The sequence below is a fragment of the Aerococcaceae bacterium DSM 111021 genome (assembly GCA_020112395.1).
Taxonomy (GTDB): Bacteria; Bacillota; Bacilli; order Lactobacillales; family Aerococcaceae; genus Ruoffia.
In genome coordinates this window covers 1190037-1212178 of the sequence record JACCEK010000001.1, presented here as the reverse complement: position 1 = coordinate 1212178, position 22142 = coordinate 1190037, and the positions used below count along the sequence as shown (strand labels likewise).

The window sequence follows — 22142 nt, the reverse complement described above, 5'->3', positions numbered from 1 at the left end:
TGACAGGCCGCTTATTTTTTTGTTTGTGATTCTACCAGAAAGCCAGTTTTAAATTTAGGGATCATGACATCATCATAAATATTCGAAACTCTCGTCATAATGTATCTTTAGTGACAAATAAAGTCCAAAAATACAGAAAGAATTCTATGGCTGAACTGCCCCCTGTCTACTTTAGGGGGAGCATATCATTTTGACTGTGAGGGTCCTATTTATATATATCCTAAGAATGTTGAAGCAACATAGTTGTAAGCGGTTTGGTAAAGCGTATAATGGATTTAAGGAATCATTTCAATTGTTTCAATAAGTCATAATTTAACGTAATTTGATGATTAAAGAGGGGGCGGAGTAGATGGGTATATCACATAAGCTACTAAGAAAAGCATTGATGCCGATTGCTTTAGTAATGAAGGATCAACGGAGGAAACAACCGGTCAAATGTTCTGTTAGATTTAGCTCGTTAGTGAAAGGATTCATCAGCGAGTCAAAGATATTGTATGGGCTAAATCATAAAAATTATAAACATTATTTGTCTGACTACCAAATAATGAAAACAGGAGCCATTAACCAAGAAGCAGCTTATTATCTGAACAACAAAGTCGAATTTGTTGAGATGTTAGAAGGCAAGGTGGAGATGCCGTCAACCTTAGCGCTCATAGGGAAGGGGCATGTGATACCTCTATCTAATTTCTTTGATGATGCGATGAGTTTGCTCGCTTACTTACAAAAAGATGAGTCTCGTAAGCTAGTAATTAAGCCAATCTTTGGAGCTGAGGGCAGGGGTGTCTCCCTTGTTCAATGGAAGAGTGGGCAGATTCAAATAAATGATGTGACTATGACACAAGATGAGTTTATTGCTTATCTTTCCACTTTGGATAATTACTTTATATCGGAATTTATTCAACAAGGCCAGTTCTCTCAGGATTTATTTGCTGATAGTTTGAACACGATTTGAATACTAACCATGGTTGATCAGACAAGTCAGAAAGCATTTATTGCCGGTTCGGTCTTTAGGGTGGGGACAAGTATGTCCGCTCCAACAGATAATTTCCGTCGTCATGGCTTAAGTGTAGCTGTTGACCCTGAGACGGGTCTGTTGGGTGACGCAGCCATAATCCCAATCGATGGCAGAGTAAATTGGCATGTGGTTCATCCTGATAGCGGAGTTCAAATTAAGGGTCTAGTCATTCCCCATTGGGAGAAAGTTAAAGAAGACATATTGAACGTTGCTGACTTTGCCTATCAAACTAAGCAAATAAGTTATGTAGGCTGGGACGTTGTTTTAACGGATCAAGGCATAAGTCTCTTGGAAGGTAACAGCTTGCCTGGCGTCAGCCTTCATCAAGTTCATCACCCACTCTTAGCAGATTCACAAGTTAGAAAGTTCTATCAAGACTTTGACGTGGTGAGGTAGATTTACTTGCTTTAATAATAGTATGGAGAACTTCCCACTTTTTTGTGGGGAGTTTTTTATGCATTTTGTAGAGGTCACTGCTTGACTTAATTTGGAAGTGGTGATAATATCTAATCAATCACTCATGTGATTATCATATTTTTAATATAAATTTTACATTGAAGAGAAGAGTAACTGATGAAATCAGGTCAAGAGAGCCCGGTTGGTGAGAAAGGGTCCATGATAGAAGCAGTGAAGATGAGCTCTGAGTTTTTGGATGGTTAACGCTATTCGAACGGGAAGCAACCGATATATTGCCAGATTTCAGCAGAGATGCGGAATTGTTGAGGTGTGTGTTGTGAGACAGGCATAAACGAGGGTGGTAACACGGAAGTATCCGTCCCTTTATTTATCAAAGTATTGATAGATAAAGGGATGGGTATTTTTTTTAGCAATTTTAAAAATTTACTTAATAAAATGTTCTGGCCAGAATTTTACTTGAGTACCATCGAAGTTCAAAATTTTGATGAAAAGAATAGGAGAATGTACACATGGAAAAAATCGCAAGCTTCACAGTGGATCACTTAAATTTAACACCAGGACTATATTTATCGAGAGAAGATAAGGTGGGAAATCGTGGGTTAAAGTCCTACGACTTACGCTTTACGGCACCTAACTTTGAACCGGTTATGAATACGGCAGAGATACATACGATTGAGCACTTAGGAGCGACTTATTTACGTAATGACCCGACATTTAAAGATGAAGTCATCTATTTCGGACCTATGGGTTGCCGTACGGGCTTTTACTTAATTTTAACGGATGCCGTTGAACCGCAAGATGTGCTTTCTTTACTTCAAGATACGTTTAAATTTATCTCTGAATTTGATGATGAGATTCCAGGAGCCACAGCACGCGATTGTGGTAATTTCTTAGATCAAAACTTGCCGATGGCTCGCTATTATAGTCAAAATTATTATCAAGTGTTAACTGAAATTACTGACTTGTCATTCGCCTATGAATCGAAAGAGGGATAAATTATGAAGAAAATAATTAAAAAAGTACTGTTCTTACTTGTCGCTGATGTGACCCCCGAAAGTGAGTTGTTTAACTCTAACTTTCGGGGGTCACATCATTCAAGGAGTTATTTTTTTGAAGTGGCTTATTTCTTTTTTATTAAATTTTTCGAGCACTCAGAATAAACCGAGACGTATCATGAATGTGATTTTCTTTTTGATCATTATAGAAAATCTTTGATTGGACTTTTTTGTAACCCAGCTCTGTTAATTCAGTCGCTAACTCAGCTCGATCCACTCCATGACCGTTTTTAACTTGTTTCTCCATTTCAATAATAAGTAATTGCCCATTGTCATTTAAATTATCGTAGAGGTTAGACAATAATTTTGGATGGTTGGGGATATGGTGTAAGACCAATGACAGAACGATTGTGTCTACTTTATATGGAAGTTGGATGTCTTTTTCAATATCTATCAGTAGGACTGACGCGTTGTTAGACGCTTTATCGGTTAATTTCATCTCGACTTGTTGAAGCATTTTTTCAGATGCGTCGACAAATAACATCGACTCAACGTCGTCGAGTAATTCGAGTCCGATTAGACCTGTACCACATCCGATATCGGCTGCTGTTTTCGAGTCGTTTTTATCTAGAAAAGGGCGGATTGCCTCAGTTGCTAGTTTGGCCATTTTTATATTAGTGGGTGTGTCATAGTGTGTTGCGAGTTGGTTGAATTTATCTATATGTCCCAATGCATTGTCTCCTTATATGGTTTTAAAATTTTCTTCGCTAGACTGAGCGATAATGCCCATACCAGCCATGTGTCCTTGGCTTGCAGAAACGATGAGTTGTGACGGTCCGGTAATTTCTCCTGCAGCATATAAACCGTTAATATTCGTGCGTCCCATCATGTCAGTTGTAATAAACCCCGCTTCACTGACTTCAATACCAAGCTGTTGGGTGAATGGTAGTTTATTATTTAAGTCTGTTGAACAAAAGCCACCTGTTCGAAGGATTGTTTCGCCATTTTCAAACTCAACGCTTTGGAGCTCACCATTTGTGCCGTTTAATTGAGTGATTTTATCACCAATGAGGCGGATGTTGTTCTTTTTCATGAGTGTTTTTTGTTCCGTATCAAAGACCTCCAGACCGTTGGTCGCGACAATCAAATCATCGGTCCAGTTTTTCAATAATTTCACGACATGAAAAGCTTGGTTCGATTCTGTAATGAATATCAGCGGGCGTTCTTTCATTTCCCAACCGTCACAGAAGGGGCAAGAGAAGATACTGCTTCCGTAGTAGTTCTCAATATCTTTCACATTTGGGAGTGTCTCAGTTAAACCAGTAGCTAAGACAACATTTTTAGTATGGATGATGTCCTCAGAGCTTGTCGTCAATTGAAATGAACCATCTTTATTTCGAGCAATTGAAGCGATTCTTTCGTTTTGGATTGTAATTGTTGGGTATTTAAGTAAGTCCCGTCGCCCTTTCTTTCTAAAATCCTCTGGTGTGATTCCATCTCTAGTTAAAAAAGCGTGTGATTCATTCGTTACAGCATTTCTTGGTTTTTCTTCGTCAATAAGTAAAACGTCATTTCTACCTCTGCCGGCAACTAAAGCTGCACTCATTCCAGCAGGACCTCCACCAATTACTACTACATCTATCATGTATTTCCTCCTATAAACTCTATTAAAGACCTTTAATATCTATAATTAAAATAAAACTCGACACTGATTAGTGTCTCGCATGCATCTGTGTCAAAATATCAGCAATTGTCTTTTGTGCTAAGGCCTCATACATCTTGTCTTCTGCTTGTGCAACTGCTCGCTCAATCAAACACTCTTCGTGATGTGAACCTTGATGCGACATCGTACAAGTGAGTAAAGATTCTTGACCTTCAATCGCTTGAATAATATCCAAGAATGTACATTCTTCCGGTGAACGAAGTAATCGGTAACCACCTTTAACCCCAGGCGTTGATGTGATTAAGCCTGCTTTGGATAATTTAGTCAAAATTTTTGATAAATATGTTGGCGAAAGATGTTGGCGATTAGCTAAATCCTCGACCCGCACCGCTTCGTTATTCGACTCCATTGCTAAATGAACCATCGAATGTAAGGCATAATTAGTAGCCTTTGAATATTTCATATAATCACCTCTTTAATTAAAGACTATAATTGTCTGTAATTAAATATAAAGTAATTTAGGATTCAAGTCAACAAGTTGCTAAAATTTATTATTTTAGAAATGAAGTAGCTCGTCAAATGTATTTTGATTATGTGAAGATAACTCGCTTAGCAAGTACTATTTAAGATAGTCTAAATAGCGGATACTATTTTTTTAAAAAAAAATCTGTAAATTCAAATAGCGGCCACTATTTTCATAAATAGAGTCTGCAAACACGAATAGCGGCCACTATTTTCATCAATAGAATCCGCAAACACGACTAGCGGACACTATTTTCATAAATAGAGTCTGCAAATACAAATAGCGGACACTATTTGTAATAATAGAATCCGCTTAACTAAAATACAAGTCCGCTCTTTAAAATAAAGCACTTTTTACTTTAAATCTAATCATAATAATAAACAGTCACACGAACCTCAACGTAAAATGTTAGAAGAGAAAGGATATCAAAATAAAGACATCACATTTGGTATTCGTCCAGAAGATCTTCATTCAGAACAGCTTTTTATTGATGCTTCCCCAAACTTAATCTTAGAAGCCATGGTCACGGTAGCAGAATTATTAGAAGCGGAAACAATGCTCAATCTAGAAAGAGACCGCAATGAATTTATCGCAAAAATTGATTCGAGTGATCACTCCGAACCAGAGAATAAAGTAGAACTGGCTGTAAACATGAATAAGGCACAATTTTTCGACATGAATACAGGTGAGAATCTTCAACCAGTAACCAAATTCAAGACTGTCTCAGTTTAGTGATACAACTTGCTTAAACATATCTATAAAGAAGATAAGGAAAGTAAAGAAACTGACCCAATTCAACGGGTCAGTTTCTTTTGGCTTATGCATCTGCAAGTTTAAAAGACTCATGGTTGAAAATATAAAGACCAGACGATTTTTACAAAATACGACTGACCGCACTGATATCTTCAATTTTGAGAACTAGGGTGATTTTCTTTTTCTTGTTAACCGTAAATTCTACCCAGCCTTCATCAACTGCAAGTATTCTCGCTTGAACCTTATTTGGAAGCGACATTAAATAAAGTTGATTGCTTTCAAGTTGACACTCTTCTCCAAGCAATTGTTTCAAACGTTGCATAATTTCGAGTTGTTTATTTAATTGCTCGTGTCGTTCCTGCTCTTTTTCTTTTCGATAGTTCGGATTGTTCCGTTTAAAAAGTTCATTAATATCATCTATTTTAGAAAATAATATTAGGAGAATCATTATTATAAATAGCCACCACATACTATTCACCTTCCTTTTTAAAAGCAATAATATCTTTTAAGAAAAATAATCGTTCCACTCTTTGCTTTTTCTCTGTCATAATTACCTTCAAATTGCTGGGGGTGACTTCTATGACGTCGCAATGCTTTAATTCCGTTTTGCTCACTGAAATCCAAGCATCCGTTTCTGGATTCAAGTAAATCGTCACGATTTGACCGACTAAGGCCGATAATATTGGGCTAGTCTTTTCTATATTGCGAACTGTCTTACCAACCAACTCATCTAAAGAGACTTCAAATAAATCAGCCAAGTCGACCGCTTTACTTAAGGTTGGTTGAGCCGATCCGTTTTCCCAATTGGAAATTGTTTGACGAGAGACATTCATACGCTCTGCCACTTCTTCCTGAGATAGGCGCGATTCTTTTCTTAATTGAAATACTTTTTCATCAAATTTCATCTTATTTTCGTACCTCCTAGTAAAATAATACGTGAAAAATCTATTAATGGCTATCAAATGTCATATTCAATTGCGCAAACATCTTTAACATCTGATATAGAACCTTGGTAAATAGAGAAACTGCATTTTTTGGAATGTGTTAATAAATTGGATTAGCTAGCACAATAAAAAAAGAATGAGAAATTGAGTGTATAAACTTAATTCTATCGGCGATGGTTATTTGAAAGGGACCTTAACGCAGTTTCAGATGTTTGTATTTTAAGAATGAGGGCGTTAGTATATGAGATATACTGATGCTTTTAATAATACGAGGAGGAGCTTGTAATGGATAGAGAAGATGTTTTAAAATATGCAAAAAATAGCTATAGAACAGAACCTGATTATCCTTGGAATAAATTTCCAGATTTTGCTGCACTCAGACATGATAAAAATAACAAATGGTACGGCTTGCTGATGAATGTGAACAAAGAGAAGTTAAATATGGATGGCGGGGGAGAAATACAAATACTGAATGTAAAATGCGATCCAGAACTAGTAGATATCTTGAGGAAGAAAGATGCCATTTTACCCGCCTACCATATGAATAAAGAGCATTGGGTTAGCATCGTATTAGATGGGTCTGTTCCAGAGGACGACATTACTCACCTCTTGGATTTAAGTTATGATTTAACGAAGTGATCAGTTTAACCGATTAACGTGGTGATTAAATTGAACGCTGATACTTAATCGAATGAATCAGTTAAACAGACCTTCTCCAACTGGTGGTTAAAGTGTTCACTGACTAGTTAATCTATTTAGACGGCCTCATCACTTTAATCACTTGGAGCGTTATCAGTTTATATTCAAAATAAAAAGAAAAGGAAGTTTAGCCTTTGAATTACCCCCTGAGTATTTGATAGGGGGTAATTCAATCTAGCTCAAACTTCCTTTTTTACGCATCTTCTAATTGATCGGCTTGTTGTAAATGCTCGTATACGGCGGTTAAAGTAGGGCATGCATCTGCGGGAATTGTGTAGTTATCTGTTAACTTTCTTAATGAGTCGAAAGACGATTCATAATTTGCATCTTCTGTTTCAGCTTGCTTGATTAAATTAACATACTCTTCTCTGACTTGAATGACTTCTGGGTGATTCGTAACATGAGCGCGAGTGATAGCCGTTGTGTATAAATCCATGGTTTCATTGTTATTTAATAAATGTTCTTTTACTTGTGTCATTTTTATCTCTCCTTTGATTTATCTATAGTATAGTCGGCGACTAAAATTAAGTCATTGATGTGCATCAAGTATTAGCGTTTATATCTTAATAATCTCATGGCGTTGAAAATGACAACTAGGATTGAAGCTTCGTGAACTAACATACCAATAGACATTGAGACCCAGTCACTGAAGAATAGACCAACTAAAAGTACTACAACGACACCAATCGCAATTAGAATATTCTGCTTCATGTTGGCACTTGTTGCTTGAGTTAAGCCTAAAGCATGATTTAAGTGGTCAAAGTCAGAGTTCATTAAGACAACATCCGATGTTTCAATGGCGACATCTGTACCGGATCCCATCGCAATCCCGACGTCAGCTAGTGCTAAGGATGGGGCATCATTCACACCGTCTCCAACAAAGGCGACGGTTTCACCTTTTCTTTGACGTTCTTCAAGGTGGGTTGCTTTATCTTCTGGCAAGAGATTACCGATGGCTTCAGTTAGTCCCAGCTCACGAGCGACTAAGTCAACCGTACCTTGGTTATCACCAGAGAGAACAACTAAGTTCTTTACGCCTAAATACTTCATCTCTTGCAATTGTTGCTTCACACCTGGTCGAATTTGGTCGCGAATACCGATTAAACTATGTAATTCACCGTCAATAGCTGTAATGACTAGAGAATTACCCCGTTCTTCATAAGATTCGAAATCACGTCGGACTTCATGACTCAATAAGACATCTTCTTGTTCCATTAAGAAAACATTACCTACAGCAACACGGTGTCCGGCTACTTGAGCGACAATCCCTCCACCTTTTACAACATCAGTGTCATCTACATTGAATAATTCAATATCTGACCCTAAGTGTTCAAGGATAGCTTTGGCAAGTGGATGATCTGATTCTGATTCTACACTCGCTAGTAATGATTGAGAAAGAGTAGAATGAGCAGGGTAAAGTGTTTCTTCAGCGACTTTCGGGTTACCTAGGGTTAATGTTCCTGTCTTATCGAAGAGGATAGTGTCAATGCTTGAGAAGTCTTGAATCACTTCAGACCCTTTAAGTAGAACACCATGACGCGCTCCGTTACCAATTCCTGCAACGTTCGAAACGGGTACACCAATGACTAAAGCACCAGGACATCCTAAAACAAGAACAGTCACAGCTAATTCAACGTTATGTGTTATCAGCCAAGTGAGAATACCTAAGACTAAAACAACGGGTGTATACCACTTAGAGAAGCGGTCGATAAAGCGTTCGGCTTCTGATTTTGAATCTTGGGCCTCTTCAACAAGTTCGATGATTTTACCAAAGGTTGTATCTTCGCCCACTTTATCCGCACGCATCTGAATGGTCCCATTCTCTAAAATCGTTCCAGCGAATGCCTCAGAACCTGCTTCTTTAGAGACCGTCTCTGATTCGCCTGTAATCGATGCTTCATTGATATGGCCAGAACCTGAGATGACGGTTCCATCTACCGGCACTTTACCACCAGTTCGAACCATGATGATGTCACCTTCATCAACAAAGTCAACGTCCGTTTCTTCCCAAGAATCGTCAGCTTGTTGAACTAAAGCAACTTCTGGTGCCATTTCTGTTAATTCTTTAATGGCTGATCGTGTCCGATTCAATGTTCTTTGTTCTAAATAAGACCCAAATAGGAATAAAAAAGTGACAATTGCTGATTCTTCATAGTTTTGGATAATGAACGCACCGATAACGGCAATGGTCACTAACACATCGATTGAAACGACTTTTACTTTTAAGGCTTGATAAGCTTGAATCGCAATCGGTGCAACACCGATGATGGAGGCGATAATGAATGTCGTTTCAAATATTAAGTGATTAGAGAAGCCATAATAGGCAATAAATCCTGAAATAATGAGTATAGCTGAAGCTAAAGTGATCGAATTTTTGTTTGATAATATAATGCGTTGCATGTCGTCACGTCCTTTTGTATTTGTTTTGTTAACACAACTATACGTTCTTTCAGGGAAGCTGTAATTGACGGGTGTCAACTATCCAAGGAAAACTTGTGGGTCTATCATGCATGACACGAAGGGAAAAATATAACAGCTTTATTTAAAGTTAAAGGTGTAATAAAGTTGAAGACGAAAGAGAGGTTTAAGATAAATGATTCAATCACGGAAAGTACGAAGGAAATTATTTGTGATAGTCGATTTGGTGGTGTACTCCTCATTGGGAGGCATTCAAAGCAGATATATTAAGGGTTGCGAACTTTGTCTATCAGACTCAGCGAATCAGTTACGTAGTTTGGGATGTCGTCATAACAGATGAGGAAATCAGTCGTTTGGAGTGGAAAAGTAGCAACAATAAAAAAAGATTCCGTGAAAATGACACTATTTTCGCAGAATCTTTTTTCTTATGCTTACTTATCCCAAATTATTGGAATCTTTTAAAGATTTGTTTCATCCAATTTACAACTGGTAGACAATTTAAAGAGAGAAAAATGGGTTTCTTTTTATGAGATAAGTAAATCAATAATAAAGACTCTGGAACAAATGCATAAGGAGGGTAAACCCAATATTCCAGAGTGTTTTCAAGTTGTTTTAGAATATATATTGGATGATTTGATCAATTTGAGCTAAATCTGAATGAGGTAACTTTTCGACGAATTCGATTCTTCGAGAAGTAAAATCAAGAGATTTGAGTTGTGAGAGGATGATTTGACCAGCAATACTCATCTCATTAGGTAATGTATAACGTGTAGGAAACTTCTTTAAAGTACTCGTTATAGGACAAATTACCGCAAATTGGGTTGAATTATTAAATTGATAATTAGAGATAACAAGGCCTGGGCGACGTTTTTGAATTTCATGACCCGAGGAAGGAGAAAAATCAATCCAAACGATATCCCCTTTTCGTGGAACATAAGCTGAATTAGAAAAATTTATCATATTTCATTCCCAGTAGGTGACATTTTTTCCCACGTATCTTTTTCATAAAAGGCACCACTCTCAGCTACTGCAAAAGGATTATTAATTTTTGGGACGAGTGTAATAGAACCATCATCAGAATAATCAACGATATATTCTTCATTAGGATTAACTTTAAAATCTGTTGCAGATGGTAATGTGACAACGACAGAGCTTCCTTGCATTCTCGTTTTTGTTTTTAACATATCGATCACCTCAATCATATTATATCACGCAACACGAGGTGTTGAAAGGTGTAACTTAATGTAATTACCGGAATTCTTGAGTCTATCTTCAAGTACCTTAAAGTTAAAAAGGGTTCTATTAGCTATTTTATTCGCACTTGTTATAATGAGATGATTAACAAATTATGCATAGCGAAAGTAGGATAAATAATGAAGAGTAAAGCAGCAGTAGCATTTGGTCCAGGTGAACCACTTAAAATCGTTGAAATCGATGTTGAAGAGCCAAAAGCAAATGAAGTGATGGTTAAAATATTATATACATCAGTGTGTCATACAGACGCGTTCACATTATCTGGAGATGACCCAGAGGGCGTATTCCCAGCCGTCTTAGGCCATGAAGGTGGGGGCGTTGTCGTATCTGTCGGTGAAGGTGTGACATCTGTAAAAGCAGGCGACCACGTTATTCCGCTTTATACCGCAGAATGTGGCAAGTGTAAGTTCTGTCTTTCTGGTAAAACAAACCTTTGTGGTGCGGTTCGTGAGACTCAAGGTCAAGGTTTAATGCCTGACGGAACGACGCGCTTTTCTTATAACGGCGAGCCAGTTTACCATTATATGGGAACAAGTACATTTAGTGAATATACGGTCGTTAACGAAGTCAACTTAGTCAAAGTGGATGAGGAAGCGCCATTAGATAAGGTGTGTCTACTAGGTTGTGGTGTAACAACAGGTATGGGTGCAGTTAAAAACACGGCTAAGGTTGAAGAAGGTGCCGTTACTGCAGTATTTGGCTTAGGTGCGATTGGCTTAGCAGCAATCCAAGGACTTAAAAAAGCCAATGCGAAACGTATTATTGCGATTGATATTAACCCAGCCAAATGGGAATTAGCTAAAAAAATGGGTGCGACTGACTTTGTTAATTCCACAGAACATGACCGTCCAATCCAAGAAGTGATTGTTGAGATGACAGATGGTGGTGTGGATTATAGTTTTGAGTGTATTGGTAACGTGGATGTGATGCGTTCTGCACTGGAGTCTTGTCATAAGGGCTGGGGAGAAAGTATTATCCTTGGTGTCGCTGGAGCTGGAAAAGAAATCAGCACTCGACCATTCCAATTAGTTACTGGACGCGTATGGCGTGGATCTGCATTTGGTGGCGTAAAAGGAAGAACTGAATTACCAGGAATGGTTTTAGATTACATGAATGGAGAAATTGATTTAGATTCATTTATTACACATCGCTTAGAATTTGATGCTATTAACGAAGCATTTGATCTATTACATAAAGGTGAATCAATTCGAACGGTTCTATCTTATTAAGTTGATTGATTCCATTCAGATGATTATGAGGAGGAGATAGTATGTCGAACGTAGAAATTTTAGAAGAACACCGTAGTTTTGACGGGATGCAATACAAATATCGTCATCAGTCAGACTTATTAGACTGTCCGATGACGTTCAGTTTGTTCTTACCCAATAAAGAAAAATTTCCTGAACCGCCTTTACTATGGTGGTTGTCAGGATTAACGTGTACAGATGATAATTTCACGCATAAGGCAGGCGCACAAAGAGCAGCAGCGCGTCTAGGAATTGCGATGATTATGCCAGACACGAGTCCGCGTGGTGAAGACATAGCTGATTCAGAGGCGTATGATTTAGGGCAAGGTGCTGGCTTCTATCTGAATGCAACGCAAGAGCCTTGGGCAGCCAATTATCAGATGTATGACTACATTATGGAAGAATTAACAGATCTAGTCCGAGCTGAATTTGCTTTGGATGGACCTGAATTTATCTCGGGTCATTCAATGGGAGGTCACGGAGCGTTAGTTTTAGGTTTACGCAATCCTGACCGCTTCCAATCCATCACAGCATTTGCGCCGATTGTGAATCCAAGTGAAGTTCCGTGGGGTATCAAAGCCTTTGAGAACTATCTTGGAGATGATAAAGAAGCGTGGGCAGAGTGGGATGCAACAAAGTTAATGAAAGACTATTCAGGTAAAGCCGTACCTATCCTAATCGATCAAGGTGACGCTGATTCCTTCTACCCAAACGAATTACAACCAACTAAACTCGTTGATATAGCTAAAGAAGTTGATTATCCATTGGCGCTTCGTATGCAAAACGGGCATGACCATAGCTACTATACGATTGCGACGTTTATCGAAGAGCATCTTGAGTTTCATATGAATGAATTAAACAAGTAACATGTCACTAAAAGGGTGTTGGTAGTATGTGCCAACATCCTTTTTTGTTGAATAAAACGAGTTATTCTTTGATTGCTTACTGTAGGCAAAGTAGATACAATTGAGTGAATGATTCAACACAAAAACGATAAAGCAGGTAAACATGGATAATAAAATAAACTACAATACATCAGCAATCACGGGCTCCTACGATATGATTATGGGAGCTGTATCCTCCTTCAGTATGGTCTTTCTATTGGCGAATGATATGAATGAAGTGATGGTTGGGAATATGGTTGCGTTGGCTAATCTTATCGCTACCTTAACTCAACCCGTGTTGGCTAATATGGCCGATCGAAGCAAAAAGTTTTCACTCTACCATTATATCGCCATTACTTTGCTCCTAGTCGTCACAAGTTTAGTAGCTATCTTGTTTTTTAAAGAAAATGTCATTATATTATTTGCGCTCTATACGATGGCACTCGCTTTGTTAGCAGTTTTGATGCCTTTTCATAATTCCTTAATTATGTTTTTAATCGATAAGGGGTACAATGTTAATTTTGGTGTGAGCCGTGCGATGGGGAGCTTTATGTTTGCAGTCACTTCGACTGGAGTAGGTTTGTTGGTGTCTCGCTGGGGAACGGATGCGATTATCTATGTGGGGTTATTGGGTGCTTTCATCTACTTTTTAGCCAACACCTTGGTCAACAAAAAATACTTAGTGAATGATGAGAAGCAGCGTTGGGTCGTTAATACAAATGTCGACCAAGCGCCACTAGATCATATAGAGACACCTTTCTTTAAGAAATATCCAACTTTCCCGTGGGTTCTATTCGGAGCGCTTAACTTATTTATTAGCCACAATATTATCAATACTTTTATGTTCCAAATCGTCGACAATCTCGGAGGCGGATCAACTGAGATGGGCTTTGCGTTCTCGCTTGCTGCACTCGTTGAGGTACCGACGATGGTATTCTACACACGAATAACAAAGAAAATCACCCATGAGACGGCGCTGAAATTTTCAAGTGTGTTTTTTGTTATCAAAGCATTAATTACGTTATTAGCGGGTTCGATTTATGTGTTCTACTTGGCTCAATTGACTCAAGCTTTAGCCTTCGCCATCTATATTGTAGCGTGTGTTTACTACACGAATACGCTTATGGAAGGTAATGATAAGACGAAAGGTCAAGCCTTTTTAGCTGCGTTTCAAACGACGGGTGCGATTATTGGTGGGGTCGTTGGGGGATGGATTATCGGGCAGTTTTCCATTAAGTATGCTTTAGCGTTAAGTTTAATCTCAACCATATTAGGCGTTATCTGCTTCCAGAAAGGCTTATCTAGTAAGAAAGTTTAAAAAAGTAGGACAGACGCAGTTTTTGACTGTGATTGTCCTGCTTTTTTTGTGTATGCGGTGATAAATTGTAATACGCACTTATGGAACGTGGTAAGCGCGAATAAACGGTAATACGCACTTATGGAACGTGGTAAGTGCGAATAAACGGTAATACGTAATTATGAGACTTGGTAAGTACGAATAAACGGTAATACGCATTTATGGGACTTGATAAGTGCGAATAAACGGTAATACGCACTTATGAGATTTGGTAAGTGTGAATAAACGGTAATACGCACTTATGAGACTTGGTAAGTGTGAATAAACGGTAATACGTATTTATGAGACTTGATAAGTGCGAATAAACGGTAATACGCATTTATGAGACTTGGTAAGTGCGAATAAACGGTAATACGCATTTATGGGACTTGGTAAGTGTGAATAAACGATAATACGCATTCATGGAACGTGGTAAGTGTGAATAAACGACAAATGTATTTATACTAGGGATAGTCCTCGCTAAGTAAAATGATGTTTTATAAGCCTTTATTTTTTGAAATAGAGAAATCAATAATTACTTTGTGTATGCTACAATACACAGTAAACTTGAACAATTGAAAGAAGGTATCCGATGAAAATCAATCACCCTGAGCTAACAGATGAATTAATGACACTAGAATTAGATGCAATTTTTGATAAAGATAGATCAATCATTGAGTGTGATGGCGGTGAAATTAAGCAATTAGATTTCACTCATAAGGTAGTGGAGACGTTTCGGTTTTATAAGTGTCAAATAAGCGACTGTGTGTTCACAAATATGGATTTGAGTGAGATGGATGCAACTGATGTAAGGTTTGTGAATTGTGATTTCTCTAATGTTGACTTAAGTAAAGCATCGATTCATCGTGTTGAATTTGTGAATTGTAAGTTACTTGGTGCGCGTTTTCTTGAAACGAGTATTGGTAATGTTGAGTTTAAAAATACGGTGCTAGATTTAGCGTCTTTCTCCTTTGATAAATTCGAAAAAATAATCTTTACCGGATCATCATTAAAAGAATCTGACTTCTTTGAGTGTAAATTAAACAATGTTGTCTTTGACAACTGTAATCTGAATGATGCGACGTTTGACCAAACACCTTTAAAAAACGTTAATATGAGTACATCTAGCTTCGAGAACTTAATTGTAGCAATCGAGGATTTAAAGGGCTGTAAAGTATCAAGCCATCAAGCATTCTTACTGTCCGCATTGATGGGGTTGGTAGTGGTTGATTGATTCATTGATATTAAACTCAATTAGAAAATGATGACACATATGAAGACGCTGAGCTGTGTATCAAAGCCATCCATATACACTAGCGGTGAATAGTGTCCAATACGATGTTAGAAAGATAAATTATGTAGATTTATTTAGGAAATCAAGAATAATAGTCTACATGATCGTCTATTAATTACTTATACAGTAGAATATAAGTGTTTTTTTATATAGAATAATAACTATAATGATGTGAATTAAATTTTATGATATATAAGGATAAGGTGAGAAGATGACTAAGACAATCGATGTAGTAGGAGCTATTTTAATTAAAGATAATAAAATATTATGTGCGCAACGAGGTGGAGAAAAATCATTGCCATATTTATGGGAATTTCCCGGTGGTAAGATTGAAGCAGGAGAGACACCTCAGGAAGCTCTACGACGAGAGCTGATCGAGGAATTAAAGATTGAAGTCAAGGTTGAAGACAATATTTTTGATGTAGTAAGCTATGAATACGATTTTGGCATTGTGAATCTCACAACGATTATATGCCGCTTAGAAGCAGGGGAACCAGTTCTAACAGAGCATGTCCATATCAAATGGTTAGACCCAAGAGTAATCAAATCATTGGATTGGGCACCGGCTGATATTCCAACAGTCGAAAAATTAAGTCAATTAAAGTTAAGTTGAGGTAAATTATGGACCTATTAGAGCAATCTTTACGAAAAGCTTTTATTAATCGAAGAGAAATCGGATCACAATACGATCCCAAACTAATTATTAATCAACCAGAAAAGAGAGAATTTTTACTTAATAGTTTGCAAGATGAGACTGAAAAATGTATATCCTTCATATTTTCAATTGCTTTTGTTACTCAGGACGGACTCAATGCGATTAAAACATACTTATCAGATTTAAATCGTCGGGGAATTAAAGGCCGTTTGATTACATCAACCTACTTACAATTCAATAATCCTGATGTTTTTGATTCTTTAATGGAAATACCCAATTTAGAAGTGAAATTATCTGAGAAGCGTGGTTTCCATGCTAAAGGTTACTTATTTGAACATAAAGATTATTACTCTTTTATCATAGGTAGTTCAAATTTAACAATGAGTGCGTTAAAGTTAAACTATGAATGGAATGTTAGATTGACTTCATATAACCATGGTGAAATTATTCATCAGATGCAGGAGCATCTAGAAGAACAGTGGGAACAGGCACTACCTTTAACAAAAGAGTGGATAAAAGACTATCGTGAAAATTATCAACCAGAAGCGATAAATAATGCGATAGTTATTAAGGATCCACCACTTAATGAAAATTATATTGTCCCAAATAAAATGCAAATAGTCGCACTCTCGAAACTTGAGGCATTACGAGAATCTGGCGAACAAAAAGGACTTGTGATATCAGCGACAGGTACAGGGAAAACCTATCTTGCTGCTTTTGATGTTCTTAATGCGAAGCCCAATAAAATGTTGTTCATTGTTCATAGAGAACAGATATTAAAGGACGCAATGCGATCTTTCCAAAGGGTTATTGGAGGAAGTAGCTCTGATTACGGCATTCTATCTGGAAATCGAAAAGAAATTGATGCAAAATATCTATTCGCAACAATTCAAACTATCTCAAAGCCAGAGTATCAAGAGATGTTCCATCGAAATGAATTTGATTATATTCTCATCGATGAAGTGCATAAAGCTGGTGCTAAATCATATATTCAAACAATAGACTACTTTGAACCTAAATTTCTACTAGGGGTAACAGCAACACCGGAACGAACAGATAAGGTTAATATTTTTGAATTATTTGATTACAATACCGCTCATGAGATTCGGCTTCAAGAAGCATTGGAGGAAGATTTACTAAGCCCGTTCCATTACTTTGGTGTCACCGACTACGAAAAAGATGGAGAAGTCATTTCAGAGGTGACTGATTTAAAATACCTTACGATGAATGACCGCGTAAAATTTTTAATTGATAAGTTGAAATATTATGGAGTCTCGCGTAATAAAGTTCGTGGTTTAGTATTTTGTAGTCGAAAAAATGAAGCTGAGTTATTAGCAGAAAGGTTTAACCACTTTGGTATACGATCATCTCATCTAACTGGTGATCATTCTATCGAAGAACGTGAATATGAGATTGAACGATTGGAAAATGGAGAGATAGAATATATCTTTACTGTTGATATTTTCAATGAAGGTATTGATATCCCAATGGTAAATCAAGTTGTGATGTTGCGTAATACGCAATCAAGTATTATCTTTATCCAACAAATGGGACGTGGATTACGTAAACATAAGTCAAAAGAGTTTGTAACGATAGTAGACTTCATTGGTAATTATAAGAATAACTATATGATTCCTATGGCATTATCAGGAGATATATCAGGAAATAAAGACAACTTAAGACGTGATACATTTGAGACGAGTTATATCACAGGACTGTCTTCTATAAACTTTGAACAAGTAGCTAAAGAACGAATCTTTGCCTCTATTGATCAAGCGAAATTAGATACTATCTCAGAATTAAGAAAGTCGTACACTAAGTTGAAGGAGCGGCTAAATAGGGTACCAAAATTATCTGATTTTAAAGAAACGAATACACTGGATCCATTGATTATTATGAACCGTTCAGATAATTATCATGAATTTGTTAAAAAAATGAAAGACACTGAGATTGAGCTATCGGAGATAGATAATAAGCTATTAAAATTCCTTTCCCGAGAAATAATAGCAGGTAAAAGGATCCATGAAATCGTATTAGTAAAGGCATTGATGGAAACATCAGATTATAGAATGAGTAGAGAGGAAGTTATTGATCTATTCCAAAAATCTGAATTGAATAATTCAAACAGAATAGTGAATTCGGTTCTCAGAACATTATCATTAGATTTCTACACAGGAACAATGAAGATGGCTTATAAAGGAGCAGAAATAATCGAAGAAGTTGGAGATGCAATTAAGCTTACTGAACCATTTATTGCTGCAATGAAATCAAAGTACTTCATTGATTTGGTTGAGGATGTCCTCAAAACTGCTTATTTATTAAGTAAAGATTTTGATCATACAATGCCACTAACACGTTATCAAAAGTATTATCGACGGGATACAATTCGTTTATTAGGCTGGAAAGAACAAGTCGTCGATCAAAATATTGGAGGTTATGTTCGAGACAATGAACAAAAAGTATTTATTATTTTTGTTACTCTGGATAAAGGGGAAGACTTTCAAGGTGCGGAGATAGCCTATGAGGATGCTTTGCTTGATGAGACTACAATGCACTGGGTTAGTAAAGCAGGCCGTAAATTAACATCTCCAGAAATTCAAATAATGCAAGGACCAGAAGATTGGGCAATTCATGTCTTCGTTAAGAAATCAGACGATGAAGGAATTGACTTCTATTACTTAGGTGAGGTGCAACCTAAGGTAGACACAATAAATCAAGTGGATAAGCCTATTGATGACGGTAAGAGCAAGAGTGTTGTTGAGATGGAGTTGAAATTTAAAGAGCCAATTGATAGTAGACTGTTTAAGTATTTGCAATAATATTCTTATCTTATTTATGGAGTGATAAATTAGGGTGGTTGTTTTTTTGTAAAGTTATATAATTTTACAAAAAGATAATAAACACAAGCGTTAGTTTTTACAAAGTATAACTAGACTGAGGTTCGTTGTTTGATGTATCGAGTGTTCGAAATAAGTATTATATTATTTACAAGGAGCTAATATGAATAGACGCTATATTTATGAAATGGATAGTGATGAAGCAAGAGATTTTTTATTAAAAAAGGGAAGTTATTCTAATGTTAACTTTCCAGAATACTTAGACTTCGGAATCAAGTCTATAAAATTATAAAGTGTGTTTATTTAGTTACTTCAATATAATGCAACAGAACAATGTGAATATAAACTAAAATAGTCAATATAACACACAACATTACTTTTCTGTATGAAAGTAATGTTGTGTTTTTTTGAGTTAACATCACCTTTTAAAAATTCTTCACCACCAAAACCCCGACTCGTAACTGAAAGCAAACACAAAAGTCGTACTAATTCCTATGAATGATAATGACAATGTTAATGATAATGCTATTGAAAATGAGAATGAGAATGAGAATGATAATGAAGAATCGTACCACGATTCGCACTACGATTCGTTCTTCGATCGATTCAACAAACTAAAAACTAATTTTTAACCACTGAGCTTGAAGCGAGACACTCTTTCAGACCCCCTTTCAAACTAATTTCAAAATAAGGGGTGACACTTTCTCTCTGATTTACGTTTATAGGGGTGTAAGTTGCTTAACCTTACAGAGCGAATGAAGAAGGAGGAGATAGTATGAACAAAGAGTTCTTATCAGCTAGTTTAAAACTAACTGCCATTGACCCAATCACTGAGAAGAAGACAACAGTGACGTTAAATGACTTAACGCAAGATGCGGATCCAGCAGAAGTTGAATCAGTTCGTAACGCACTACAAAGTGTGATTGACGAACCAATCGGAGCAGTTCAAGCCGTTCAAACTTATGCTTTTGCGTAACAAGGCTTGATATTCATGAATAAACGAGAGAAGGGAGGAACAATTCATGCAAGATACATATAACTTAGAATTATTATTCAAAGACGAAGCAGGCTCAAGCAAGAAAGTTACATTACGTAACCCTAAACTAGGCTTAACATCACAAGATGTTCAATCAGCAATCGACACAATCGCTGGTGCTGAGATATTCGTTGGAGACAACGGAGACTCATATGCTGAAGGTGTAGGAGCTCGCTACGTTAGCCGTACGGTTGAAGATATCTACATTGCTGCATAAGTATTGCAACTCATTGCCTCGCTAAACCGATTAGCGGGGCTTATTTTTTTACAAAAAAGGAGGAGAAATATGTCTGTTATTGAGTTAGGGAGTTTAGCAGGAGCAATGATTGCGGTCGTGACACTTATTACAAAGATGGTGAGTTTAATTACATCCATTCAGAATCTAATTAACCGCCTAGACACAATGCAAACAGAGATTGAAACGAGTAAACACGGTATTCACGACTTAACCCAACGCGTGAACATCCATGATACGAAGCTTCATACATTAGAGATGGATACTTTATCACTAACCAACCAAGTAAAGGAGATCATATCGTATGCGTTTAGCTAACAAGACCTATGACTTGTTGAAGTGGTTTGTCTTAATTGTCCTACCAGCCGTGGCGGTCTTGTTCCAAAGTTTAGGTGAGTTATATGGATATGCAAGCACTGAGGTAGTTGTTTCAACGATTAATATGTTCGCAGCCTTTGTCGGAACAATTCTACAAATATCAAGTAAATATTATCATGGAGGTAACGGAGATGGTCACAGTACAGTCGCTGCTTAAAGTAGCCCAAAGTTATATCGGAGTGAGTGAGGGAACCAGTCGCTTTAAAGGCTTGATTAATGACTATAATTCAGTCAGACCTGTTCCCATGGGGTATATGGTCAAGTTTACAGATGATTGGTGTGATGCCTTTGTAACGGTGATTGCCGACAAGGCAGGGGCGACGGAATTGATTGGTCGAGAATGCGGTGTTCAACGTCATATTGATATATTCAAGGAGAAAGGGATTTGGTTAGGCAGGCAGTTCCCTAAAGCGGGAGATATTATTACCTTTGATTGGGATGGGAATGGTTGGGCGGATCACATTGGGTTTGTCGAGTCAGTTGAAAATAACCGGGTGACGACAATTGAAGGCAATAGTAACGAACGCGTTCAACGAAATACTTTCCTATGGAATGATAAGCGAATTATGGGATACGCCAGACCCAAGTATCAGATTGTCGGCGAAGTGAAAAAAGCGGTTGAAGTCATTGTTCAAGAAGTGATTGCTGGAAAGTGGGGTTCTGGACAAGAACGAATAGGGAAACTCATTGCGGTTGGATATGACGCGCAGTTAGTCCAAAAGGAAGTCAACCAAGTGTTTTTAGATGTTGTGAGAAAACCTATCAACCAAGCAGAACCAGCCATGACTTACTTAGGGTCCATGTTATCAAAGGCGCATATGGCTAAAGTGTTAACTTTAGCTAAGCAATATGATATCTTGCCGAGTTTGCTGATTGTGATGTTGCACTTTGAAGGGGTATGGGGAAGTTCCAACGTCTCAAGAAAAGATAATAATTGGGGTGGGATGACGTGGTCGGATAGTTATGTCGGTAACCCTCAAATTAAGAAGACTAAGGGTAGTCAACGACCAAGTAACGAAGGTGGACATTATATTCGCTACACTTCTGTGGAGGATTTCTTAGAGGATTGGGTCTACTTACTGAGACTTGGAGGAACGTATAAGGTTAGTGGTAAGAAAGGCTTTAAAGAGGCGGTTAAAGGTCTGTTTCGGGTTGGTGGAGCGAAGTATGATTATGCAGCACTAGGTTATCCGAAATACTTAGAAAGAATGGAAGCTAGAAAGATTGGCATTGAGAAAGAGAATGTCGGCACTCTGAAAAGGCTAGATTCAGAATGGGCCAAAGAAGAAAAGAAACCAACCGAAAAAGTCATCGTATCCAACCGAGCAACGACTTGGCAAACAGGCGAGAGAATGGCACCCTGGGTCAAGGGGTTAGCCTTTGATGTGATGGAAAAGAAAGAAGTCACGCAAGAGGCATATCTGTTAGGAAGTAATGGCATAGCGATCGGTTGGTTAATGGAAGAAGATGTTGTTGGGATGTAAGTGGATAGATAGTGAGAAACTTCTCAGAATTGTGGGTAACCATTGGTTTGAGAAGTTTTTTGTTTACTTAAAGTA

Annotated in this window: 26 protein-coding genes; 17 read left to right on the top strand and 9 right to left on the bottom strand. The window is 37.4% G+C overall.

The annotated features are described in order from the left end of the window. Positions 1-349 precede the first annotated feature (349 nt). The 3 genes from HYQ40_05615 (at position 350) to HYQ40_05605 (ending at position 2427) form a co-directional block, all read left to right on the top strand. The gene (locus HYQ40_05615) at positions 350-952 is read left to right on the top strand and encodes a hypothetical protein (protein MBZ6527250.1); all 603 of its coding nucleotides are present in this window, start codon (positions 350-352) and stop codon (positions 950-952) included. 9 nt (positions 953-961) lie between these two features. Continuing rightward, on the top strand, positions 962-1411 hold the full coding sequence (locus tag HYQ40_05610; GenBank protein ID MBZ6527249.1) for a hypothetical protein: 450 nt from the start codon (positions 962-964) through the stop codon (positions 1409-1411). A gap of 530 nt (positions 1412-1941) precedes the next feature. Continuing rightward, positions 1942-2427, top strand: a complete 486-nt coding sequence (locus HYQ40_05605) for an S-ribosylhomocysteine lyase (GenBank protein MBZ6527248.1) — start codon at positions 1942-1944, stop codon at positions 2425-2427. A 139-nt stretch (positions 2428-2566) separates the two neighbouring features. On the opposite strand, the gene HYQ40_05600 is transcribed toward HYQ40_05605, so the two are convergent. The 3 genes from HYQ40_05600 to HYQ40_05590 form a co-directional block, all read right to left on the bottom strand. Further along, on the bottom strand, positions 2567-3094 hold the full coding sequence (locus HYQ40_05600; protein ID MBZ6527247.1) for a class I SAM-dependent methyltransferase: 528 nt from the start codon (positions 3092-3094) through the stop codon (positions 2567-2569). 75 nt (positions 3095-3169) lie between these two features. Then, on the bottom strand, positions 3170-4072 hold the full coding sequence (locus HYQ40_05595; GenBank protein MBZ6527246.1) for an NAD(P)/FAD-dependent oxidoreductase: 903 nt from the start codon (positions 4070-4072) through the stop codon (positions 3170-3172). 67 nt (positions 4073-4139) lie between these two features. Then, a complete protein-coding gene (locus HYQ40_05590; GenBank protein MBZ6527245.1) occupies positions 4140-4553 on the bottom strand; it encodes an Rrf2 family transcriptional regulator in 414 nt (137 codons plus the stop codon). Positions 4554-5018: 465 nt separating this feature from the next. On the opposite strand from HYQ40_05590, the gene HYQ40_05585 reads away from it, so the two are divergent. Beyond that, positions 5019-5345 (top strand): hypothetical protein, encoded by a 327-nt coding sequence (locus HYQ40_05585; GenBank protein MBZ6527244.1) that lies wholly within the window; start codon positions 5019-5021, stop codon positions 5343-5345. Between the two features lie 142 nt (positions 5346-5487). Here the strand turns inward: HYQ40_05585 and HYQ40_05580 are convergent, their stop codons facing one another. Together HYQ40_05580 and HYQ40_05575 are read right to left on the bottom strand one after the other, a co-directional pair. After that, complete coding sequence (locus HYQ40_05580; protein ID MBZ6527243.1) at positions 5488-5835, bottom strand: hypothetical protein; 348 nt, start codon at positions 5833-5835, stop codon at positions 5488-5490. Position 5836: 1 nt separating this feature from the next. After that, a complete protein-coding gene (locus HYQ40_05575) occupies positions 5837-6271 on the bottom strand; it encodes a helix-turn-helix domain-containing protein (GenBank protein MBZ6527242.1) in 435 nt (144 codons plus the stop codon). A gap of 324 nt (positions 6272-6595) precedes the next feature. Between HYQ40_05575 and HYQ40_05570 the strand changes: the two genes are divergently transcribed. Then, entirely contained in the window at positions 6596-6949 is a 354-nt protein-coding gene (locus HYQ40_05570) for an MmcQ/YjbR family DNA-binding protein (protein MBZ6527241.1), read from the top strand. A gap of 253 nt (positions 6950-7202) precedes the next feature. Here the strand turns inward: HYQ40_05570 and HYQ40_05565 are convergent, their stop codons facing one another. The 4 genes from HYQ40_05565 to HYQ40_05550 all read right to left on the bottom strand — a co-directional run bounded on the left by HYQ40_05565 (position 7203) and on the right by HYQ40_05550 (position 10611). Further along, positions 7203-7487 carry an iron-sulfur cluster repair di-iron protein, ric gene (locus HYQ40_05565; GenBank protein ID MBZ6527240.1) on the bottom strand — a complete coding sequence of 95 codons (285 nt, stop codon included), beginning with the start codon at positions 7485-7487 and terminating at the stop codon, positions 7203-7205. A gap of 71 nt (positions 7488-7558) precedes the next feature. Further along, entirely contained in the window at positions 7559-9409 is a 1851-nt protein-coding gene (locus HYQ40_05560; GenBank protein ID MBZ6527239.1) for a heavy metal translocating P-type ATPase, read from the bottom strand. A 630-nt stretch (positions 9410-10039) separates the two neighbouring features. Continuing rightward, complete coding sequence (locus HYQ40_05555) at positions 10040-10387, bottom strand: type II toxin-antitoxin system PemK/MazF family toxin (protein MBZ6527238.1); 348 nt, start codon at positions 10385-10387, stop codon at positions 10040-10042. Beyond that, positions 10384-10611 (bottom strand): AbrB family transcriptional regulator, encoded by a 228-nt coding sequence (locus tag HYQ40_05550; GenBank protein MBZ6527237.1) that lies wholly within the window; start codon positions 10609-10611, stop codon positions 10384-10386. The genes HYQ40_05555 and HYQ40_05550 overlap by 4 nt, the downstream gene beginning before the upstream one ends. 189 nt (positions 10612-10800) lie before the next feature. Here HYQ40_05550 and HYQ40_05545 point away from each other — a divergent pair, with 189 nt between their 5' ends. The 12 genes from HYQ40_05545 to HYQ40_05490 all read left to right on the top strand — a co-directional run bounded on the left by HYQ40_05545 (position 10801) and on the right by HYQ40_05490 (position 22067). Beyond that, positions 10801-11910 (top strand): S-(hydroxymethyl)glutathione dehydrogenase/class III alcohol dehydrogenase, encoded by a 1110-nt coding sequence (locus HYQ40_05545; GenBank protein ID MBZ6527236.1) that lies wholly within the window; start codon positions 10801-10803, stop codon positions 11908-11910. Positions 11911-11951: 41 nt separating this feature from the next. Beyond that, positions 11952-12794, top strand: coding sequence for an S-formylglutathione hydrolase (gene fghA, locus HYQ40_05540; protein MBZ6527235.1), 843 nt, complete (start codon positions 11952-11954; stop codon positions 12792-12794). 142 nt (positions 12795-12936) lie between these two features. Continuing rightward, positions 12937-14130 (top strand): MFS transporter, encoded by a 1194-nt coding sequence (locus tag HYQ40_05535; protein ID MBZ6527234.1) that lies wholly within the window; start codon positions 12937-12939, stop codon positions 14128-14130. Positions 14131-14740: 610 nt separating this feature from the next. Next, on the top strand, positions 14741-15382 hold the full coding sequence (locus HYQ40_05530; GenBank protein ID MBZ6527233.1) for a pentapeptide repeat-containing protein: 642 nt from the start codon (positions 14741-14743) through the stop codon (positions 15380-15382). Positions 15383-15653: 271 nt separating this feature from the next. Further along, positions 15654-16055: a (deoxy)nucleoside triphosphate pyrophosphohydrolase gene (locus HYQ40_05525; protein ID MBZ6527232.1), complete on the top strand. Its 402-nt coding sequence runs from the start codon at positions 15654-15656 to the stop codon at positions 16053-16055. 8 nt (positions 16056-16063) lie between these two features. After that, positions 16064-18916, top strand: coding sequence for a DEAD/DEAH box helicase (locus HYQ40_05520; GenBank protein ID MBZ6527231.1), 2853 nt, complete (start codon positions 16064-16066; stop codon positions 18914-18916). A 512-nt stretch (positions 18917-19428) separates the two neighbouring features. Next, on the top strand, positions 19429-19566 hold the full coding sequence (locus HYQ40_05515) for a hypothetical protein (protein MBZ6527230.1): 138 nt from the start codon (positions 19429-19431) through the stop codon (positions 19564-19566). 143 nt (positions 19567-19709) lie between these two features. Beyond that, the gene (locus tag HYQ40_05510; protein MBZ6527229.1) at positions 19710-19910 is read left to right on the top strand and encodes a hypothetical protein; all 201 of its coding nucleotides are present in this window, start codon (positions 19710-19712) and stop codon (positions 19908-19910) included. A 46-nt stretch (positions 19911-19956) separates the two neighbouring features. Further along, positions 19957-20187, top strand: coding sequence for a DUF2922 domain-containing protein (locus tag HYQ40_05505; protein ID MBZ6527228.1), 231 nt, complete (start codon positions 19957-19959; stop codon positions 20185-20187). Between the two features lie 69 nt (positions 20188-20256). Continuing rightward, positions 20257-20523 (top strand): hypothetical protein, encoded by a 267-nt coding sequence (locus HYQ40_05500; GenBank protein MBZ6527227.1) that lies wholly within the window; start codon positions 20257-20259, stop codon positions 20521-20523. Next, on the top strand, positions 20510-20740 hold the full coding sequence (locus HYQ40_05495; protein ID MBZ6527226.1) for a holin: 231 nt from the start codon (positions 20510-20512) through the stop codon (positions 20738-20740). Before HYQ40_05500 ends, HYQ40_05495 begins: the two co-directional genes overlap by 14 nt. Beyond that, entirely contained in the window at positions 20715-22067 is a 1353-nt protein-coding gene (locus HYQ40_05490) for a CHAP domain-containing protein (protein MBZ6527225.1), read from the top strand. Before HYQ40_05495 ends, HYQ40_05490 begins: the two co-directional genes overlap by 26 nt. Positions 22068-22142 lie beyond the last annotated feature (75 nt).

Bases quoted from the DNA above. Each gene is read 5' to 3' on its own strand.
- HYQ40_05615 (MBZ6527250.1), top strand. From the start codon at position 350: ATGGGTATATCACATAAGCTACTAAGAAAAGCATTGATGCCGATTGCT.
- HYQ40_05610 (MBZ6527249.1), top strand. From the start codon at position 962: ATGGTTGATCAGACAAGTCAGAAAGCATTTATTGCCGGTTCGGTCTTT.
- HYQ40_05605 (MBZ6527248.1), top strand. From the start codon at position 1,942: ATGGAAAAAATCGCAAGCTTCACAGTGGATCACTTAAATTTAACACCA.
- HYQ40_05600 (MBZ6527247.1), bottom strand. From the start codon at position 3,094: ATGGCCAAACTAGCAACTGAGGCAATCCGCCCTTTTCTAGATAAAAAC.
- HYQ40_05595 (MBZ6527246.1), bottom strand. From the start codon at position 4,072: ATGATAGATGTAGTAGTAATTGGTGGAGGTCCTGCTGGAATGAGTGCA.
- HYQ40_05590 (MBZ6527245.1), bottom strand. From the start codon at position 4,553: ATGAAATATTCAAAGGCTACTAATTATGCCTTACATTCGATGGTTCAT.
- HYQ40_05585 (MBZ6527244.1), top strand. From the start codon at position 5,019: ATGTTAGAAGAGAAAGGATATCAAAATAAAGACATCACATTTGGTATT.
- HYQ40_05580 (MBZ6527243.1), bottom strand. From the start codon at position 5,835: ATGTGGTGGCTATTTATAATAATGATTCTCCTAATATTATTTTCTAAA.
- HYQ40_05575 (MBZ6527242.1), bottom strand. From the start codon at position 6,271: ATGAAATTTGATGAAAAAGTATTTCAATTAAGAAAAGAATCGCGCCTA.
- HYQ40_05570 (MBZ6527241.1), top strand. From the start codon at position 6,596: ATGGATAGAGAAGATGTTTTAAAATATGCAAAAAATAGCTATAGAACA.
- HYQ40_05565 (MBZ6527240.1), bottom strand. From the start codon at position 7,487: ATGACACAAGTAAAAGAACATTTATTAAATAACAATGAAACCATGGAT.
- HYQ40_05560 (MBZ6527239.1), bottom strand. From the start codon at position 9,409: ATGCAACGCATTATATTATCAAACAAAAATTCGATCACTTTAGCTTCA.
- HYQ40_05555 (MBZ6527238.1), bottom strand. From the start codon at position 10,387: ATGATAAATTTTTCTAATTCAGCTTATGTTCCACGAAAAGGGGATATC.
- HYQ40_05550 (MBZ6527237.1), bottom strand. From the start codon at position 10,611: ATGTTAAAAACAAAAACGAGAATGCAAGGAAGCTCTGTCGTTGTCACA.
- HYQ40_05545 (MBZ6527236.1), top strand. From the start codon at position 10,801: ATGAAGAGTAAAGCAGCAGTAGCATTTGGTCCAGGTGAACCACTTAAA.
- fghA (MBZ6527235.1), top strand. From the start codon at position 11,952: ATGTCGAACGTAGAAATTTTAGAAGAACACCGTAGTTTTGACGGGATG.
- HYQ40_05535 (MBZ6527234.1), top strand. From the start codon at position 12,937: ATGGATAATAAAATAAACTACAATACATCAGCAATCACGGGCTCCTAC.
- HYQ40_05530 (MBZ6527233.1), top strand. From the start codon at position 14,741: ATGAAAATCAATCACCCTGAGCTAACAGATGAATTAATGACACTAGAA.
- HYQ40_05525 (MBZ6527232.1), top strand. From the start codon at position 15,654: ATGACTAAGACAATCGATGTAGTAGGAGCTATTTTAATTAAAGATAAT.
- HYQ40_05520 (MBZ6527231.1), top strand. From the start codon at position 16,064: ATGGACCTATTAGAGCAATCTTTACGAAAAGCTTTTATTAATCGAAGA.
- HYQ40_05515 (MBZ6527230.1), top strand. From the start codon at position 19,429: ATGAATGATAATGACAATGTTAATGATAATGCTATTGAAAATGAGAAT.
- HYQ40_05510 (MBZ6527229.1), top strand. From the start codon at position 19,710: ATGAACAAAGAGTTCTTATCAGCTAGTTTAAAACTAACTGCCATTGAC.
- HYQ40_05505 (MBZ6527228.1), top strand. From the start codon at position 19,957: ATGCAAGATACATATAACTTAGAATTATTATTCAAAGACGAAGCAGGC.
- HYQ40_05500 (MBZ6527227.1), top strand. From the start codon at position 20,257: ATGTCTGTTATTGAGTTAGGGAGTTTAGCAGGAGCAATGATTGCGGTC.
- HYQ40_05495 (MBZ6527226.1), top strand. From the start codon at position 20,510: ATGCGTTTAGCTAACAAGACCTATGACTTGTTGAAGTGGTTTGTCTTA.
- HYQ40_05490 (MBZ6527225.1), top strand. From the start codon at position 20,715: ATGGTCACAGTACAGTCGCTGCTTAAAGTAGCCCAAAGTTATATCGGA.